At 28.1% G+C, this 18,447-nt stretch carries 14 protein-coding genes; 2 read left to right on the forward strand and 12 right to left on the reverse strand.

The annotated features are described in order from the left end of the window. Positions 1-7 precede the first annotated feature (7 nt). Genes rlmD through ACZ5B9_RS08610 form a run of 5 tightly spaced genes read right to left on the reverse strand, consistent with a single transcriptional unit; the run spans position 8 to position 5,767 of the window. Positions 8-1,447 carry a 23S rRNA (uracil(1939)-C(5))-methyltransferase RlmD gene (rlmD, locus tag ACZ5B9_RS08590; RefSeq protein WP_464422223.1) on the reverse strand — a complete coding sequence of 480 codons (1,440 nt, stop codon included), beginning with the start codon at positions 1,445-1,447 and terminating at the stop codon, positions 8-10. A 15-nt stretch (positions 1,448-1,462) separates the two neighbouring features. After that, on the reverse strand, positions 1,463-1,675 hold the full coding sequence (locus tag ACZ5B9_RS08595) for a hypothetical protein (protein ID WP_464423948.1): 213 nt from the start codon (positions 1,673-1,675) through the stop codon (positions 1,463-1,465). A gap of 33 nt (positions 1,676-1,708) precedes the next feature. Next, the gene (locus ACZ5B9_RS08600; protein WP_464422224.1) at positions 1,709-2,644 is read right to left on the reverse strand and encodes a hypothetical protein; all 936 of its coding nucleotides are present in this window, start codon (positions 2,642-2,644) and stop codon (positions 1,709-1,711) included. A gap of 7 nt (positions 2,645-2,651) precedes the next feature. Beyond that, positions 2,652-4,592 (reverse strand): DNA adenine methylase, encoded by a 1,941-nt coding sequence (locus ACZ5B9_RS08605; protein WP_464422225.1) that lies wholly within the window; start codon positions 4,590-4,592, stop codon positions 2,652-2,654. Positions 4,593-4,621: 29 nt separating this feature from the next. Further along, entirely contained in the window at positions 4,622-5,767 is a 1,146-nt protein-coding gene (locus tag ACZ5B9_RS08610; protein ID WP_464422226.1) for a pyridoxal phosphate-dependent aminotransferase, read from the reverse strand. Between the two features lie 153 nt (positions 5,768-5,920). Here ACZ5B9_RS08610 and ACZ5B9_RS08615 point away from each other — a divergent pair, with 153 nt between their 5' ends. Continuing rightward, a complete protein-coding gene (locus ACZ5B9_RS08615; protein WP_464422227.1) occupies positions 5,921-6,673 on the forward strand; it encodes a lipopolysaccharide biosynthesis protein in 753 nt (250 codons plus the stop codon). A gap of 76 nt (positions 6,674-6,749) precedes the next feature. On the opposite strand, the gene ACZ5B9_RS08620 is transcribed toward ACZ5B9_RS08615, so the two are convergent. Continuing rightward, entirely contained in the window at positions 6,750-7,607 is an 858-nt protein-coding gene (locus tag ACZ5B9_RS08620) for a histidinol-phosphatase (RefSeq protein ID WP_464422228.1), read from the reverse strand. Between the two features lie 323 nt (positions 7,608-7,930). Next, the gene (locus ACZ5B9_RS08625; protein WP_015769847.1) at positions 7,931-8,128 is read right to left on the reverse strand and encodes a cold-shock protein; all 198 of its coding nucleotides are present in this window, start codon (positions 8,126-8,128) and stop codon (positions 7,931-7,933) included. A 282-nt stretch (positions 8,129-8,410) separates the two neighbouring features. On the opposite strand from ACZ5B9_RS08625, the gene ACZ5B9_RS08630 reads away from it, so the two are divergent. Beyond that, positions 8,411-8,923 (forward strand): hypothetical protein, encoded by a 513-nt coding sequence (locus tag ACZ5B9_RS08630; protein ID WP_464422229.1) that lies wholly within the window; start codon positions 8,411-8,413, stop codon positions 8,921-8,923. Between the two features lie 293 nt (positions 8,924-9,216). On the opposite strand, the gene ACZ5B9_RS08635 is transcribed toward ACZ5B9_RS08630, so the two are convergent. From ACZ5B9_RS08635 to ACZ5B9_RS08655, 5 genes are all read right to left on the reverse strand, one after another. After that, the gene (locus tag ACZ5B9_RS08635; protein WP_464422230.1) at positions 9,217-10,098 is read right to left on the reverse strand and encodes a hypothetical protein; all 882 of its coding nucleotides are present in this window, start codon (positions 10,096-10,098) and stop codon (positions 9,217-9,219) included. A 22-nt stretch (positions 10,099-10,120) separates the two neighbouring features. Beyond that, the gene (locus ACZ5B9_RS08640) at positions 10,121-12,286 is read right to left on the reverse strand and encodes a transcriptional regulator (RefSeq protein WP_464422231.1); all 2,166 of its coding nucleotides are present in this window, start codon (positions 12,284-12,286) and stop codon (positions 10,121-10,123) included. A gap of 193 nt (positions 12,287-12,479) precedes the next feature. Further along, a complete protein-coding gene (locus ACZ5B9_RS08645) occupies positions 12,480-12,641 on the reverse strand; it encodes a hypothetical protein (protein ID WP_464422232.1) in 162 nt (53 codons plus the stop codon). Between the two features lie 170 nt (positions 12,642-12,811). Further along, the gene (locus ACZ5B9_RS08650) at positions 12,812-16,792 is read right to left on the reverse strand and encodes a PAAR-like protein (protein ID WP_464422233.1); all 3,981 of its coding nucleotides are present in this window, start codon (positions 16,790-16,792) and stop codon (positions 12,812-12,814) included. Positions 16,793-17,016: 224 nt separating this feature from the next. Then, positions 17,017-18,321 (reverse strand): leucine-rich repeat domain-containing protein, encoded by a 1,305-nt coding sequence (locus ACZ5B9_RS08655; RefSeq protein WP_464422234.1) that lies wholly within the window; start codon positions 18,319-18,321, stop codon positions 17,017-17,019. Positions 18,322-18,447 lie beyond the last annotated feature (126 nt).

Below are 18,447 nucleotides of genomic sequence, written 5' to 3' on the forward strand. Positions count from 1 at the left end.
GCTATGCTTATGAATGCTCAATTTTGGATTTTTCTAGCAAGCAAACAACCTCCAAATGCGGCGTAACCGGGAACATATCAACCACCGAACACCTAACCAGCCTATACCCAAATTCCCCAAACTTTATCAGATCTGTCATCAAAGTTTTTGGATTACAAGACACATAAATAATATTTTTGGTATTGTATTTTACCAGTTTTATAATAGTTTTTTCACCTGCTCCAGCACGTGGCGGATCCAAAATTAAAATATCTGGCTTGATTCCGTCATTGTCAAATTCATCTAATTTTGCAAAGACATCTCCTGCAATAAAATGTGCATTCTGAATATTATTTAATTTTGCATTTTCATTAGCCTTTTCTACCGCTTCTGGCACTAATTCGATTCCGTAAACCTGCTTTGCCTTTTTTGAAACAATTTGTCCGATTGTACCAGTACCGCTGAATAAGTCAAAAACTGTTGCTTCATCAATTTTAATATTTTCAATTTCTTCAAGATATGTTAAGATTTTTCCGTATAATTTTTCTACTGTCTGGGAATTTGTCTGAAAAAAGCTGTATGGGCTGATTTTAAATTTTAATCCAAAAATTTCCTCTGTCAAATCACGTTCTCCATACAAAATCGTTTCACTTTCGGAAATAACCATATCCGAAAAATTATCATTAAATGTGTGTAAAATTCCAGTAATTTTAAAATTATCATCTAAATTTAAGTCCAATAATCCTTCCTTAAACTCTTTTTGAAATTTTTTCTTTTCTATCTCACTAATTTGCGTCGTTGTTACAATATTTACCAAAATCTGTTTGGTGAATTCTGCCTTTCTAATTACAAGATTTCTAAAAAAACCTATATGATCAAGTCTGTGATAAAAATCAAAACCTGTCTTTTTACAAAATTCATTACAAAAAACATAAATTTTATTAAAATTATCATCCATTAATTTTAACCCATCAACTTCTACAATATCGTGAAAACTGTTCTGCTTATGAAGTCCTAAAATTATAGACCCTCCTTTTGTAGCATTTCCAAAGCTAAATTCCATCTTGTTTCTATATTTATCAGGCTTTACACTTCTGACAGGCTCTTCAAAAATATAGTCATACTTAATAATCTTGTCTAATTCTTTTTTTATATGCCCTGACTTTATTTCAAGCTGCTCATCATAGGTGTAATACTGATAGTTACAGCCTCCATTTTGTCTTGCAATATCATCATATATCACATTTTGCCTTCCAGCAAAGTCAATAATTTTACAATGTATCAGCTCATACTTTCTCCGTCTTTTTACAAAAATTCCCTCAACAACTTGATTTTCTGCAGCATTAATATTCACATAAATTTTATTTTCATCAAAAAAGCCATAGGCTCTGCCCTTAGTATCAAGATTCGTAATTTTTAACTGTAACAAGTCCCCTTTTTTCAAACTTTTCTTTTCCATTTTTTCCATCAATTTCTCCAATTTTTATATTTGAGTTAAATTTTTATTTCTTTCGTTTAAATAAGATAAAAACTTCTGAGTAATATATTTTTCAGAAATTTTCAATTCTTCAGTAATTTTATTTATATAGGATAAATCCTGTTCTTTTATATCATTTCTATATATAATTTGACCATAACTATTAAATGTAAAAAAATTTTCATCAAATAATTTATGATGATTTGCACATAGCCAAATGCCATTGTCTCCATCCGTTGCATGCTCTAATTTTTATCCTTCTGACAAATAAGCATTTCTCTTTATATCAAATACATTCCAAATATGGGCACCTTGTATGAGTTCAGGCACTTTACACTCACATAAAGCACAAGATTTTTCACCAAATTTTTCCAGCATATTAAAAATAAATCGTGGCGATCTAAGATTATTATTAAATATTTGTTTTTCTAATTTTATATCTGTAGAAATTATCTGAATTTTATTCATTTTACTAATAACTTCCTTTGATGGCTCAGGTAATTCTTTTAAATTTCCTTCCGGTATTTCATATAACACTAATTTTTGATATGGCTGTGCAAGGGTTGAAAGAGCATAGCAAAACATAATAGTATCGTATTTATTAGCTCCATATGTCTTTCCATAAATTTCATACACATTATTCTTTTCTTTTGTAATATAAGTTGAGTTATTACTTCTATTTCTTTTTGAATTTTCTTTACTAATATTCATTACATCTTCAATTGTTGTAAATCCATAAATTTTCTGATTTAAAACTTCATAGTCATTTAAAAATTCAAATCCTATAGTTTTCATTAATCTATAAATTAACATTTGATATTCTGTTTTGTTACCTTCTGTATTTAAAAAATAGTAAAAAAGTCTTTTCGGATATATAGAATTATAATAAATGTTAAATGCTGTAGGAACACTCTGAACACTTGAATTTCTTCCGACTACAGTCCATTCAGATAAACTGATATAATTAACAATGCCATTATAAATTAAAAATGCCATTCTTCCTTTGTTATAACCAGTTTCAATAAAATCATTACAATAGCTGTTATTAACATATTCAAATGTAAATTGCTCCACTCCTGTTATTTTTTTACACATATCTTTTAATATATTTTCAGTAGTAATATTATCAAAATAAATTCCTGTCTGTTCTGATTTTTGAAAATTTCTTTTTATAATAAAATGTGGCAACTGTATATTAGCTATAATTTACTATTAGCACCTCTTTTCTTTTGCTCCCTGAAATTCCTATTACACTATCTAACTGAATAATTCTGTATTTATTTCTTTCTATCCAGTTAATTAAATCATAATTTACATTATTTTTATGTTCCATTACATATGATAACATAAACGGTATTTTTCTTTTTGATACTTCATCACAAAAATTAAAAAGTTCTTTTTCAAGTAAACTATCCCATCCTTTAAATCCTCTTTTACCATCATTATATGTTCCAGTAGTTAGGTTATAAGGAGGATCAAGGTATAAAAACGTATTCGAATCCAATTTTTCCTTTAATTCTAAATAATTCTTACTTTTAAAAGAAACTTTACATTTTTTTATATGCCTTGAAAAACTAATCATTTTTTCCAATATTTTATCGTTAAACCAACGAATTCCTGAAGGATTATTAAATTCATATTTACTATTAAATCTTATTTGCTGCTGATATCCATATAAGATAATAGTAAATAATAATTTTGAATCACGTTTTTCATCAGGCAGCTGATTATAATAACTTCTTGCTTTTATATATGATTCTGTATTCCCTTTTTCTAAATTAAATTTTTTTATTATTTTTCTTATATATTGAATATACTCATAAGTATCATTATAATAAAACGATGCTACTATATCTTTTACAAAATAATTTATATCATTATATATTATTTCTTTATCATAAAAATTAACTCCCACATTAAATCCGCCTCCAAACATATCAAATATTTTTTGAATTTTGAAAGGCACATTTTTTTTTATATCTTTTAATATTTTATATTTACTTCCTATATAATTTAAAGGAGATTCATAAATTATATCAGCTTCTTTCTTTTTTTCAATAAAAAATAAATATTCAAAATTTTCATTTTCATTAGAAGATTTCCAATTTTTGTATTTTTTATAAGGAATTTTTTTCATTGAATATGTTTCAACTTTTCCATATCTCTTAAAAATAGCTTCAATATACTCTTTTGACATAAATCCGTTGTTATTATAACTCATAATAATATATTTAGCTTTCGTTTCGTGTATTATTTTATCCAATAGTATATGTGTTTTTATATCCTTTGACCAGTCCGATCTCATTGAAGCTGTTGGTCTTGAGCCTGTAATCTTGCTTATTTCAGGATTGTCATTTAGTACCAAAGTTTCTAATAAATGATACTGTGTTCCATATTGATTTTGAGTATATGGAGGATCAAGGTAAAGAATATCACATTCCACTTCACTAATAATATCTTCTATTTTGGAATTATATGAATTTAAAAAATTTATTTCTCCATAAAACTCATCATATATATTTATATTATCTATTTTTATTTCTTTAAGTGCTCTTGAATCCCATTTTTTTAAAAAAGCTCCATAAACCCCTGCTATATTTGCAACGCTTGAAACAGCTTCTATAAGACAGGCTAAAAGATAGCAGTATTCATTTTCGTTTATTTTTTCTTCAGTTTTCCATTTTTCAATTTGAAATCTGTAATAATCTATTTTCCCAGCATTTTCTGCAGTAAAATACATTCTATTAGAATTTCCAGGAGAATAATTATTGTACATGAAACCTTCTTGTACTTCATTGTTTTTATTTAAATACTCTATTGGATTAAATCCTAGCTTTTGAAATTTACATATTCCTGCTACAATTCTACCTTTTGTATAAATTGAGGCCCAGGTAAGATTATCATTTATTTTTATATTAAAATCTTTTTTTAAATAATTAGATACTGAACCAGTACCACAAAATGCATCAAATAAGATTAAATTTTTATTTAATAAGTTTTTTTCATGCAGCAATTTTTTTATTTCTGAAAGAATAGAAGTTTTATTTCCTAAGTACCTTATTCCGTTATTTAATTTAATTTTTTCTTTATAATCATTTTGTTTATCTATTTCAAATAATTTTAAATTTTCCATCATTTTATTATTCCCCCATTTTACATACTTTATTATAAATTAACATACTTTTCCAACCTCTTTATAGCCTCTTCCAATACTGGAATATCATGCACAATTGAAAATCTTACGTACCCCTCCACTTGAAATGTAATTCCAGGCACAATCGCAAGTTCAGTCTTTTCCAGTAAATCAAGCACAAAATCAAATGATTTCATATTTTTAAATTTTTCAATATTCTTATAAGTTGCAAAAACATAAAATGCCCCTTTAGGTTTTAAACATTCAAAACCTAATTTTTCTAGTCTATTTACAAAATATTTTACTCTTTTTTTATAAATTTCAGAAATTTTCGCTGTATCAGAACATTTATCAAGGGCTGCAATCGCTCCATATTGTGATAATGTTGACGCACTTGTTACATTGTACTGGCTAACTTTTTTCACTTGATTCTGTAATTTTTCATCGGCAATAATATAGCCAAGTCTGTAACCTGTCATTGAATGTGATTTTGAAAATCCATTAATTATAATGAGCTGCTCCTTCAATTCATCAAAAAATTTCGCAAAGGAAGTAAATTTTTCAAAAGTAATTGCCGCATAAATTTCATCACTTATCAAGTAAATATTTTTATCTTTCAAAAATCTCACAATTTTAACCATTTCTTCTTCTTCAAGCGTAATTCCAGATGGATTATTCGGATATGTCAAAATTATTAGTTTAGTCTTATCAGTAATATTTTTTTCTAAAATTTCTTTTGTCAACACAAAATTATTTTCTTCCAAGTCAACAAATTTAGTTTTCGCCTCAGAAATAGTAATTAATGGCTCATATCCCACATACGCAGGTGTCGGGATAATCACTTCATCATCTTTTGCCAAAATAGTTTTCAAAACCGAAGCAAGCCCTTCTGTAGAACCGACTGTCACCAAAACATTTTGAGCGTTATAGTTTCCTGAAAAATTCTCGTTATAATATTTGGCAATTTTTTCTCTTAATTCCGGCATCCCTCCCACAGGAGAATATTTTATTCTGCTATTTAAGGCATGATACGCCACAGCCTCTTTAATTTCCTGCGGAACATCAATATCAGGCTCTCCAATTGTCATATTTATCACATTTTTATAATTTACTAATCTTTCATGAATTTTTCTAATATCAGAAATCTCAATTCCCTCTATAATTGGATTTATATACATTTAAAAACCTTCTTTCTTACTTTATATTTTCAGATTTATAACCAATTATATCATATTTTCAATTTATTTTATAATTTTTATTAAATTTTCCATTGTCATTTTACACTTTTTTTGATAGAATTAAGATATAAATTTAATTTGAAAGGAAATAAAATGGATAATAAAAATCAGCAAATAATTGATGCTAATATGATAATTAAGATTATTTATAAAAATAAAACTTTAATTTCTTTAACTGCAATAATCGTCGTAATACTTTCTACAGCTTTTGTCTTTATAAATAAATCTTTTAAATCAGACATTACCCTTTATGGAAATGATAAAGTTCTTACTGAAATTGGAGAAAATTCACAATTTTCACTAAACTCTTTTGATTTCTACTCTTACTTGAAAAAAAATTCAAAAACTTTGAGAAATATAAATTTGCCAGAGGATAAATTCTTTAAGGAAATGTCAACAAGATTAACAGCACAGTCTGAAAATAACGATCCCACAATAAAGGTAAAATTTACTACAAATAACAAAGCAGAAGGTGAAAATTTCGCAAAAGAATATCCATCACTTGCTCAAGGCTATTTGCTTGAAAGAAAAAATAACTTTCTTAATACACAAATAAAATTATTAGAACAACAATATAACTTTTTAACACAAAACATTGATGTGCGAACTACAAAAGATTCGTTAACAGATACATTAATATCAAGACTTGCATATTATCGTTTATTAAAAAACGATTCAAATCCAGTTGTTAAATATGTAAATTCAACAACAAAACCTGCATTGAATAAAAAGTTAGTTATGGCTGGTTCATTATTTTTAGGATTATTTTTAGGAATTTTGATTGCCTTTATAAAAGAATTTTCTACTACATTAGATTGGGAAGATATTAAAAAAAGACGAAATTAACAAAACTAAAGGGATTATCTCATACTTTGAGGCAATCCCTATTTTTATTTTTTACTAATTTCAATTACTAAAATTGTTAACCTATTTCAACCATCTTTCTCTTTCTTTTATCAAAAGTTACCATTTCAGTAATTCCAAATTTCTTTGCATATTCACCAGCTTCTTTTATTTTCATTCCAACATATTCAGAATAATGCGAATCACTTGACAAAATCACAGGAATATTATATTTTTTCACATACTCCATAAAATCTCTATACGGTGTGATTTCCTTAATCGGATACCGATAAAACGTTCCCGTATTTATATCCACAACCATATCATTTTTTTTCAAGCATTTAGCCGTACTTTCAAGTAGATTATCAACATCTTTTTTTTCTGGAATATTTTTAAATAATCTCAAGTTAAACGGATGCCCTAAAATATCATACATTCCTGTATTTGCCACATCCTCAATCTCTTTTGCATAATCTTTCCAAATCTGCACCAAATTCTCATCTGTAAATTTATGCTTCAAAGCACTAAAATCAAATCCCCAGCCCTTAATAAAATGTATTGAAACAATCAGATAGTCAAAATCATATTTAGACAATATTTCCTTAACTTTTTCCTGATTTTTAAAGTTACATACTTCAATCCCAAATTTTACTGGATATCCCTTTGATTTCAATTTATCTATAAAATCTCTGTATTCATCCAATGTATGGACAAATTTTGTTTTCTGCTCAAGCCATTTTTTCTGAAACTTCCCAGTTTCACGCTCATCCAAAATCAGCTCATCATAATATAAATCCTTAAATTCCTTAAATCCATGAGTGTGTTCCGTTATTCCTATTTCAAAAAGCCCCATTTCCTTTGCCTTTTCAAAAAATGGATTTACATAATCCTCATCATAACTCCCATATTCAAAATGCATGTGATAATCCACTAACATAATATTCCCTCTCTTTCTATATAATTAATTTCTTTAATTTTGAACTGATACAGTTAAGTTTAATTGGCCAATTGTAATTTTTAATACTATTCTCAGTTTAAATAGCGAATGTTTAATAAATTTTGAATTACATACTATATTTAGTAAAGAATTAAAATTTTTTGTCCTTAATATAGTTTCTATTTTATAATGGGATTTAGTATAAGTCCATATTTAAAGAGTTTTATTATATTTTAAAATAAAATCACATATAAAGGAAAAAGCCATTCCAAAATTTATCATTTTGAAACAGCTTTTCTTTAAACAAAAAATTAATTAATCGATTATTGAGAAATTACATTTGTTGCTTGAGGTCCTTTTGGTCCTTCTTCTACATCAAAACTTACTTCTTCACCTTCGTTAACTGTTTTGAATCCTTCTTTATTGATTTTTGAGAAATGTAAGAAATAATCATTTCCATCTTCTCCTGAAATAAATCCGAATCCTTTTTTGTCGTTAAACCATTTTACTTTACCTAACAAAGTATTACCTCCTAAAATTTTATACCTCAAACAACTGTTACTGTTACAAATATATATTTTTTGTTACACTTACTTGCTTTTGGTTATCTGCAATTATTATACCACACTTTTTCAAAAAATCATAGCCCTTTTTTTCAAAATTTTAATTTGTTTTAAGCAAATATTATAAAATATTTGTTAAGTATAATTTTTAACAAATATTTATCATTACAACCCTTGTAATTTATCCAAAAACAATATAAAATATATATTAAGAATTAACTGAAAAGGACGTGGTAATTTATGAATTTAAAAAAACAAATATTAATCAGTTCATTTGCAATATTGACAATAATGAGCTGTGGAAAAAAAGAAGCGGTTCAAAATGAAGATCAGGATGAAATTCAAATTGAACAGCAAAGTGTTGATGCTACAACTAATAATACTCAGTCTAACCCAAAGGAAGCACAGCCAGTTGTAGAATCTTCTGAAACTATTGACGAAAACGCTAATAATCAGCCTCCTTCTCAAGTAAAACCTGAAGAAGTAAAAACTAGCCATACTTTACAGCATGTAGACAAACTTATTGGTAAGGAGATTCCAATGGAAGATAGAATTCTAGTCTTTTCTAAAGAAAATAACCAATATAAAATAACTTACAAAGGTGAATCTGAAAATGGAATGCAAGTAGATACCAAAAATCTGACTTTTAATGAAAAGAACGACAGTTTAACAGATGGAACATATACATTTAAGCTAAACAAGAATAAATTAGGCTTATATTCTGGAAATCAATTTATATTCACAGTCGATTAATTCCATTAAAATTAATTTTTAGAAATACACTCAAGCAGGTAAATTATATATTTAACTGTCTGAGTGTTTTTTATATTTATTTTTTAAAATTATACTCAAACCTATTTAAAATTAAACTACTAAAAATTATATAAATTTAGGGTTTTAGTAAAATAATCATAACTTCTAAGTTAAGTTTTAAAACATTTTTACTATAGAAAAGTATTGTAAACTTTTTTATAAGCTTTAGTGTTTCATTTAGCTATCTAACTACATCTTTTGAAATTAAAGTTACACTTGTAAAATTTAACTTTTTATTCAATGGTAATTTTCCTTGGAACAACTCTCTTTTTCTGAATAATTTCCCTATCTTTTCCCAAATTATCCAAAATTTTAACTAGATATTGATAAAGCTCTTCATTACTATAATTTTTCTGTTCCATCTCTAACTTTAAATTAATATAAGCAACTATAACATCTCTTTCTATACTTCCGTTTAAACAATTTACATAAAAATTTACATCAAAAATATCTAAATTTGTTTTTTTAGAGGCCTCTTTTCCAAACAATTCCAAAATTTTAGGATGAAGTGTCCCTAATTCATGTTTTGAAGAATATTTTGTATTTATCAGTTCCAGCAAGTTAAAATCACGCCTTAAATCTTTAAAGCTATTGTAATCATTTCTAAGTTCTGCTCCAACTCTTGTAATAAACCTCGTTATTTCAATTTCTCCGATTTTTTTTCTCCCAGTATTTTCAACATTTTCATAATTTATTTCTAATTGATTGTATAAATCAAATCCTGTTTCAACATCATCTTCATTTTTTATTTCAACATTTTCTCTATTATTTAAAATTTCTAACGAAAAATCTGCACTTCTAACATAAAATTTTCTTTTCTGAAAATCTGAAAATAGATTTAATTTCAAAATATATCTATTCTCAATCTCAGGCATATCAAATTTATAATCTTCATTCATCCAAAAAATTTTACCGCCACATTTCACAATTCCTTTTGTTACTGTCACTTGTTTGCTTTCTGCATCTGTAACAAGATTAAATCCCGAAATTATCCCGTCTTTTCTATCCAGATATAATAGTTCTGTCAATTCTACGGGATTATCCCTCAATAAATCAAGCGCCTGCTTACTTATCACCTGCCCATGCCCAAATATTGGATACTTATTCTCAATCATCTTTCCCCCATTTTTTATCTTACTAATTTTTATTAATTTCAACTTGTAAATTTTTCAAATTTCCTGCAAAAGTTATATTTAACTGGCAAATACCATTATCCACATCAATTATATGGGATAAGTCATCTCCTTTTTGCATAATTCCATTTACAAATTTTGTATCTTTTAACCAGACTGATTTCTGACTTTCAGGATTTGTACTGAAAAACATATTTAACTTATCTTCCTTGAAGTCTGTCGTTGTAAATCTTAACGTTCTTTCAATATACGTCGTTGTAAGCGTCTTATAAAGCGGTTCATAGCCTCCATCCAGATTTTTTAACAAAGTTCTTGCTTTATACACAACTATATTCCGTATTTTTTCACGTGCCACATTTGCATTATCTGATGAGAATACAAATCCATAGTTAAATTGATTTATTCTATCCTTTATTGTATTTGTAAATCCTGATATTTCCTTAGACATTGTTGTTTTTGCATGATAAGAATTGTCTTTTTCCTCAATGTCAAAACGTACTCCCGGATATTGTGGTGACACATTTGAAAATCTTTCCTTCAGATAATTTGGACATTGTGTGGCTCCGATTATTCCAGCTGCAACATACGACGCATCAACATACACTCCTTCTATCCAGAATTTTAACAAATCTTCCTGTTCTTTTGAAAGTGATACCCCTGTTTCTTCTTCAAATTTCATTTTATAATCCAGCATAACACCTGATTTATCCTTTGGAATTATAGTAAAATTAGGAATTACTGGTATTAAATATTCAGAATATTTTTGATTTTCCAACATTTGAGTCTTTTCAATATATTTATCCACACCCATTGTAGCAAGATTGTCAAACGAAGTTTCAGGCTTCCCTTCAAAATTAAAAAATACTTGGACTCTATATTCTGCCAGCACAGTCATTAAATTTGTCAAAACTTCAACTGTATTTTTCTCAGTTTTCTCATCTTTTTTACTCCCCATAAATCTTTCACGGACTTTTTTCTCAGATTTTTTCATCTCCAAATCAACATTTGGATAAATTCCAAACCATACTGTATTATCAAAATCATTCTTTTCATTAGTTGTGTTCAAAAATGCTCTCAATTTATCCTTATTTCCAGCTTTTACAATCATTTCAGGCTTTACATTTGTAATCAAAAGCGTTGGTTTCATAAGCCCCATTCTCACATCATACTGCTCAAAAAACATTTTCACACCCAATATTTTCTCTATCAGAGGTTTCGCAATTTTTATAAAATCCTCCTGTGCCGATTTATAAAACGCCAAATAATTGTTATAATTTTCAACTTCCTGCTCAGGGTCAACATCCACAAATGTCTTTGCAAGCGGTACAAATGTTCTGACAACCAAATCGCTAATATATTTATTTGGCTCATCGGTCACATTTTCATAGTCATCTCTAAAAGCCTCAACTAAAGCTGTTGTATTTTTTTCTTCAATCATTGCAAGAGCCGTCTGATTTTCCTGCTTATACTCAATTACTTCAAGCTCTCCTTTTTCTCCCACTTGAAGCATTCCAAGCTTTATTTTCTCTGACTTAAAATTATTCGTATCAGTTCCGATTAAAAGCCGAGTTTTTATGTCTTCAATCGCAAGCGGCAACATTCCAAGCACATTGCTGTAATTTTCTGAAGCTTCTTCAAATTTCGAGTTAAGTTTATCTCCTAATTCCAGCTTTTTAGGATTCTCATCATCCAGTTCTTCGTATTTCTGATAAATATACGCAATCTCTTTTCTCGTCTGCTTAATATCCTCGATAACCTTTTTCGGCGAAATTAACTCCAAAATATTTTCAAACTTAAAATCCACATTCCTGTTACCTTGTGACTTTCTAGCCTCAATCAAAGTACTAAGCATCTTAAAAAACGTATTCCCATTATTAATCTTAATTTCTGTCACAAGATCCTCAGGCACTCCCTCCGGCTTTTTCAAAATATACTTAATGCTCTGACTCTCTGCATCAAAATAACTGTACACCTTTGGATCAAATTTTTCCAGAAACTCCTCAAAGCTCCCAATCAAAAGATGCCTGTTAATCTCAATAACATTCTCATCATCCAGCGAATCCATATCCCTCGCATCATTAATAAGCGTTAAAATATCCATTTTCTCTGGATTAATTTCCTCAAATAAAATAGTTCGATTAGTCTGATTTATAACATTCTTATTCCCCATTTTCCTTTTAAAATTATTCTTAGAATCATATAAAATTAATTACTGGCTATCAACTTTTTGCAATTCATTTAAACTACTTTTATACAATATTCCAAATAACTTTATTTTCCCCTTTCTTTTATTTTTAATTTATTTTTAATTACTATAATAATACACTATAATTAAATTTTTGTCAATATTATTATTTTCAGTTTTATTCTGTATAGTAAACACTTGATCCCTCACTGCTTATATCTTCATTTTCATGAAATATCAAAGAGCCTTCTATTTTCAAATTTTCATAATATTCAACATACTTTCTTTTTCCATTCTTGTAAATTATTTCAGAATGTAATTTTCCACTCTCAAAATACATTCTAAGTTTACCATTTTCATTAGTAACTTCGCCTTAATCTCTAGTAGAGCTATTTTTATAATCTAGATATTTTTCTTCTTCTTATATCTGAATTTATTTTTTATCAGTTTTACTATCTTATATTCAGAAATATACTAAAAAAGCATAAAATAATCTAATTATTATATTTTTTAAGGCGTATAACTTAATTTGTTTCCTCTACTTTTATAATCTTGATAATGTTGACTTGCTGTCTTACCAAATCTAAATTGAAAATGTGGTTTGTCTTTAAACTTAATTCCCCATTCTGCACCAAATTTTACAGCTTCATTATTAAATAACTTATAATCTTTTTCTCTCCAATATGCTTTTCCATTTTCTATTGTACAGACATCAACAGCTAAACCATAATTATGATAACTATACCCTGCTTTAACCCATGTTACTACAGGTCCTTTTGTTGTTCTTCCTTTTTTATAAAGTTCATTTTGCTGAGCGTGACTCCTATATCCATCTGTGACTCTCATTCTTACTTTATATTTATCTTCCATAAAATTTATCAAATGTTTTACTGTACATCTTATTCTAGGATCTAGTTTTTCTATTCTTTCGTTAGTAACCTTATCCCAAGTATCTCTACAATCCAATTTTTGATTCTCATGCGGACAAGTTGAACAATTTTTCTTTTCACTTTCTTTTGATTTTAAGGTTTGAATCTGTTTTGAATCTGAATTATTTGAAGGGTTATTTGTCTGTCCCACAGACTTAACATCAGAAGTCTTTTTTAATCCATCTTTTATAGTTTGTGTATTATTTTGTAAATTTTTACTTTCATTTCCATTAATCTGATTCCCAGAGCCATTCTCAACTTTCTTCTGAACACCATTATTCATACTTATCCTACTTGATGATCTATGAGTCTCATCCCACTCTCCTTGACTGAACGGACATACTGCCACACTTCTCCCATTTTTTCTTATTCCATTTAAAATATCATTTGCAGTTGGAGCATGTTTTATAGATGTATAAAGCATTTTCCCAATTCCAATCCAATTTGCTACATCTGATGATTTTATTCTTTGTTTTGGAATTGTTTTTGTCTGTCTTACATTGCTTTGTATTTTATAGTTCTGCAATTTTATCTGTCCTGTGTTTGTGGTATTTATATCGTTATTTAATTCTGATTCGATTAATCTTTTGGAATTTTCTGTTATAGTCAAATTTCCAGCCCGCATTAAATAACCATAAGTTATTACTGGAAGCATTTTTGCAGAATAAAAATTTTTTCTTTCATAATCACATAGGCTTAATCCGTGATTTTTTATTACTCCTTTTGTATCAAATTTAGGTGCTGATTTTTGTTTTGTTCTTTTATACGCTTCTTTAAAAACAGAAAATATCCTTTGCCTTAAATATTTTTCCTTTTCTGAAGTAACTTCCTGATTTGCAATTTGCATTTTTGCCTTATTTTTCGTTATGAAATTTTCTTTATCTTTCTTTTCGGAATCAGTTAATTTTCTCATTCCAAGCATATTTTTTACATCCTTTGCAAAGTAAGAACGCATATTGTCCATTACCCCAGCTTTATATTTTTTCCATTTAGCATATTTCTGTGCCTCTTTTTTTAGTTGCGTCTGCATAAAATTATTATTTATATCGCTACAAATATTTATTAACAGCTTATATTGACAATCTGCATCTCTCTCAGCTTCCTTAACTTCTTTCGTTTTGGTAACTGCTGTTCCTACTTCTTTTTGTCCAGCATCATCAACACTTATTATTCCACCGTGCATACATTGTATAGTCGAAATATCCAGCAATGCAGGCTTGTCTCTTACTTTTACATCTGTATTTTTCTCCCATGTCCCTATTAATGCCGGCTGACAAATCCCGATAGCACTACATGATTTAAAAGGCTGAATATTTGTGTCATTTATATTTGCCTGCTTTGCTCCTCTAAGCATAACTCTATCTTCATTTATTGTTAACCTGCTTATATCCTTTCCAAGCGTGCATTTTAACATGCAGTTAGTATTTACAAATAATTCTCCAGTAGGATTTATAATATTCTGTAAATCATAAAATGATTTATAAAACGAATACAAGTCCATAGAATCAATATTTGATGCATAATCTCGCAATTCTTTACTGTCTTTAAATAATCCCAAAATAATGCTTTTATCCTTTTCAAAGTCCAAATTATCCCTGTAATTTTCATAAACTTCATCTATCAAATTACTTATTTGTCTGATATTCCGTACTTTTATTGCTGATTTTGAAGTTATCCAGTCATTAAGAACAGTAGTTACCCTTATATCTTTTCCAATTTTTTGAAGCCTGTCAAATAGTCCCATTTCACTTTTTGAAGGTAAATCTATTCCCTTATGTTTTTTTATATACCATAATAAATAATTTCTCACTATATTACTATCTTTGTATTTATGATTATCAAAATACTTAATTTCATTTTCTTCCTTAAATCCAGTCTGAACCTTCAAAAATTCAATTATTATATTATCAATCAGCCTTCTTGACAAAGGAAATTGCCTAACTCCGTTTTCATCCATCAAATAAGTTTTTTCATATTCCAAATCATTTTCTCCAAGTTCTCGTATCAAATTTTCACATCTTGTCTTTTGCAATTCTGATGGCTGTTTTTTAGTAACTTTTATAACAATTTCGTCAACATCTTTTATTCCTTGCATGTATTTATCATATTTTTCAGGTAATTGATTTTTTTCAATCTTAACTTCCTCATCTTTCACATGTATCTTAATCACACCCTGTATTTTATCCACATAATCATTTTGCTTCTTAAATTTATTTACAGGCTTTTTATCAGGAAATTTCACATATTTTGCTGAATATTGGCTAAGCACGTATTCCAGCGACTCTATGCTAGTTTTATTTGGAATAGGGTACGAATAAATATAATAAACTATATCCTGTATCCGTAAAACTTCATTATTCTCCTCTCTTCCCCTCAAGACATCAAACCCATGCTGTCTTATCACATTTCCAATATTCCCGTTATCTTTGGTTGCCTCATCATACATTTTTAAAATAATATTTATATCTTCATTATTCTCTTCCAGCACCTTTTTCCCAGTCTTAGTTTCCAAATATTTTACATAATCCTGATTATAAAGATTTTCATCTTGAAATTTAGCCTGCAGTCTCTTTAGAATAGATTCTTCAGGATTTACAAAAGCTAATTCAGGAGCTTTCCCATTTTCAGCTCTGTCTCTTTTATACTCTTCGCTATTCCAAACTTCCTCAAATTTCTGTCCATTAAATGTGAATACTCCCACTTTGCTGGTATTTTCAACATTTTCTATTTTTATAGTATTTGAGGTTGAAGCAGGTTTTTGTATTTGTCCTGATTTTGATTGAGAATTGTTTGAAACATTAGTTTTAGGTTTCTGCTGAACTGCAGCCTGTTTATTTATGTTTTTGTTATCAGTCTGAGTATGATTTTTCTCCACAACTTTATGTCCAACTTCACAATTATCCTTGAATCCAATAATTACTGATAAGTCATGTCCTGCTAAATTTTCAGCATAAAGTAGAGAAGGCATGGCATTTCCATCTACTGGTATTCCCCATACTCCTTTAAAGTTATTTTCCAAAGCATTAGACATTGCACCTTGTCCACATAAATGCGAGGCAGCAAGCATTCCAGATGATGTAAGCAAAAAACTTTTTCCTCTCAAATCTTCTGCTTTATAGCCTTGATTTCTTTTTTTCATTATTATTGTTTTTACTTTGGTTTCAGAAGCAGTTACTTTTCCTGGCGCTTTGTAAACTGCATTTTTAGGAACTGCTATATTTTTACAAATTTTGTCCTTATGTTTTTTCAAAGTTGCCCATCTCATTTTTACAGAACGCATAATTACTTCATCTTGTGCTGCTGGAGTATTCAAAAAACTTTGTTTTCCTGTTAACTTCCATTTTGTGGCACCTTCACCTATAAATCTCGCATTTGCCCAAGTCGAGCCTTTTGGAAGCCACCCCATGTCCATCAAAACATCTGTTCCTATTTGATATTTTCCAATATAATATTTTTGGTCTGCTAAATCATATTTTCCTCCACTTTCCAGCTTAGCCAATTTTTCAAAAAATTCAACCGCACTATCCCCAATATCTGCCCCATTAAATTTCCTGTTTACCACAATTAATTTCCCCCTTTTAATTTTAAAACTTTCATAAGACTAATTTTATTAATTTTAAAAAAGCTATCACATCCTTTCTTTTATACTAAATCTCATTAAAAAACAGAAATTATACTATCGATAAAAAGTTTTAAACTAATAATATATAATTTAAAATTTATAAAATATTTACTATTTAAACAGAGAATTGTATAAAATTCTTATTTATAATTACTTTTTATAAACTATTTTAACTGGCTCTTATGTATATACCCCTTCATATAATATCCCCCATCTTTATTATAAAAATACACATATTTCCAGCCTTCTTCATTTGAAATTTCCTCAACTGCAACATTATTTGCTAATTTATGAATTATTGAACTGTCTGTACCATAACTTTCCCTTACATTAACAACATTTTCCTTTGAAGCTGTTATAAAAATTTTACCAGTTCTCTTAGGTAATATTAGTCCGAAATCCCTAAATTCTTCACGCCACATCTGCTCACTTTTCATATCTGTTATTGCATAATTTGCCGCACCACTTGCCGCAACTATTGATAAAAATAGATTATCTCCGTCAATACTTTCTAATTGATAACCCAAATCTACTGTATCTTTTCCAATTACTTTCCCATTTTTTACAAAAATTGTCTCTCTGTTTGATTGCCCAGCATAAGCATACGGATAAATAAGTGTGTACATTGAATAATTCTTATTTGTAAAAAATATTACACTTTCGACTTTATCATCTGCTTCTTCAGAATTTTTATTATATTCATCAACTATCTTGTAAACTTCTTTTGGAAGTTTATCCAGTGCAATTTCCTTTGTAGAAAGTTCCTTTACTTTTACTGTTTCAAAGCCGTTTATTTTGTTCTCAAATTCTGAAAAATTAGGATATTTTGCTACATTTTCCCTCTTTGCAGTAAGTTCCGGGTATCTTTGCTCAATAAATATTTTTTCAGGAATCATAAAATTACGATAATTTTCATATACATAATCCACTATTTCTTTTGGAACTTCACGTAATTCCAGCCTTTTTAAGTTTTTTAATCGAGAAATTTCCTCAACTCCATTTTTTAACGGATTAAAACTTACATCTAAATGTTCCAGCTTTGTTAATTTTCCAATTCCCCGAATATCGCTTATTTTATTGTTATGTATCCATAGTTCCCTTAAATTTGGCAAATTTAATAACGGTTTTATATTTTCTATCTGATTGAAATTTATTTTCAATACTTCCAGCTTCTTTAGGTTTTCCAGCGGTTTTATATCTTTTATTTTATTCCAGCGTAAATCAAGAATTTTTACATTTTTGTAATTTGCAATGCAGTTTATCTCTTCCAGTTCTTTATTTTTCAATTCTATTCTTTCAGCGTTAATACTGTATTTTCCTACTTCTGTACAGCTTTTTGAATTTTTAGAACTTGTCTGAATTTGTGCCATTTGTTCATTTGCATTCCTGTTTTCTTTCAACTCTTCGCTTTTACTGTTACTGCAAGCCATAAATACTATAAAAATTAGTATTCCCAGTATTTTTCTCATTTTGCCTCCTGTTATGTTATTATTTTTAATTAACAAAAAATTTATTCTATATAAATATTTTTATATTTATTCATTTTATTTTAATTTATATAATAATACCTTATGTTTTAACTTTTGTCAATAAAA

The sequence above is a fragment of the Leptotrichia sp. SK-5 genome (assembly GCF_055387215.1).

Coding starts and splice junctions, on each gene's coding strand:
- rlmD (WP_464422223.1), bottom strand. CDS start 1,447: ATGGAAAAAATGGAAAAGAAAAGTTTGAAAAAAGGGGACTTGTTACAG.
- ACZ5B9_RS08605 (WP_464422225.1), bottom strand. CDS start 4,592: ATGATGGAAAATTTAAAATTATTTGAAATAGATAAACAAAATGATTAT.
- ACZ5B9_RS08610 (WP_464422226.1), bottom strand. CDS start 5,767: ATGTATATAAATCCAATTATAGAGGGAATTGAGATTTCTGATATTAGA.
- ACZ5B9_RS08615 (WP_464422227.1), top strand. CDS start 5,921: ATGGATAATAAAAATCAGCAAATAATTGATGCTAATATGATAATTAAG.
- ACZ5B9_RS08620 (WP_464422228.1), bottom strand. CDS start 7,607: ATGTTAGTGGATTATCACATGCATTTTGAATATGGGAGTTATGATGAG.
- ACZ5B9_RS08630 (WP_464422229.1), top strand. CDS start 8,411: ATGAATTTAAAAAAACAAATATTAATCAGTTCATTTGCAATATTGACA.
- ACZ5B9_RS08635 (WP_464422230.1), bottom strand. CDS start 10,098: ATGATTGAGAATAAGTATCCAATATTTGGGCATGGGCAGGTGATAAGT.
- ACZ5B9_RS08640 (WP_464422231.1), bottom strand. CDS start 12,286: ATGGGGAATAAGAATGTTATAAATCAGACTAATCGAACTATTTTATTT.
- ACZ5B9_RS08645 (WP_464422232.1), bottom strand. CDS start 12,641: ATGTATTTTGAGAGTGGAAAATTACATTCTGAAATAATTTACAAGAAT.
- ACZ5B9_RS08655 (WP_464422234.1), bottom strand. CDS start 18,321: ATGAGAAAAATACTGGGAATACTAATTTTTATAGTATTTATGGCTTGC.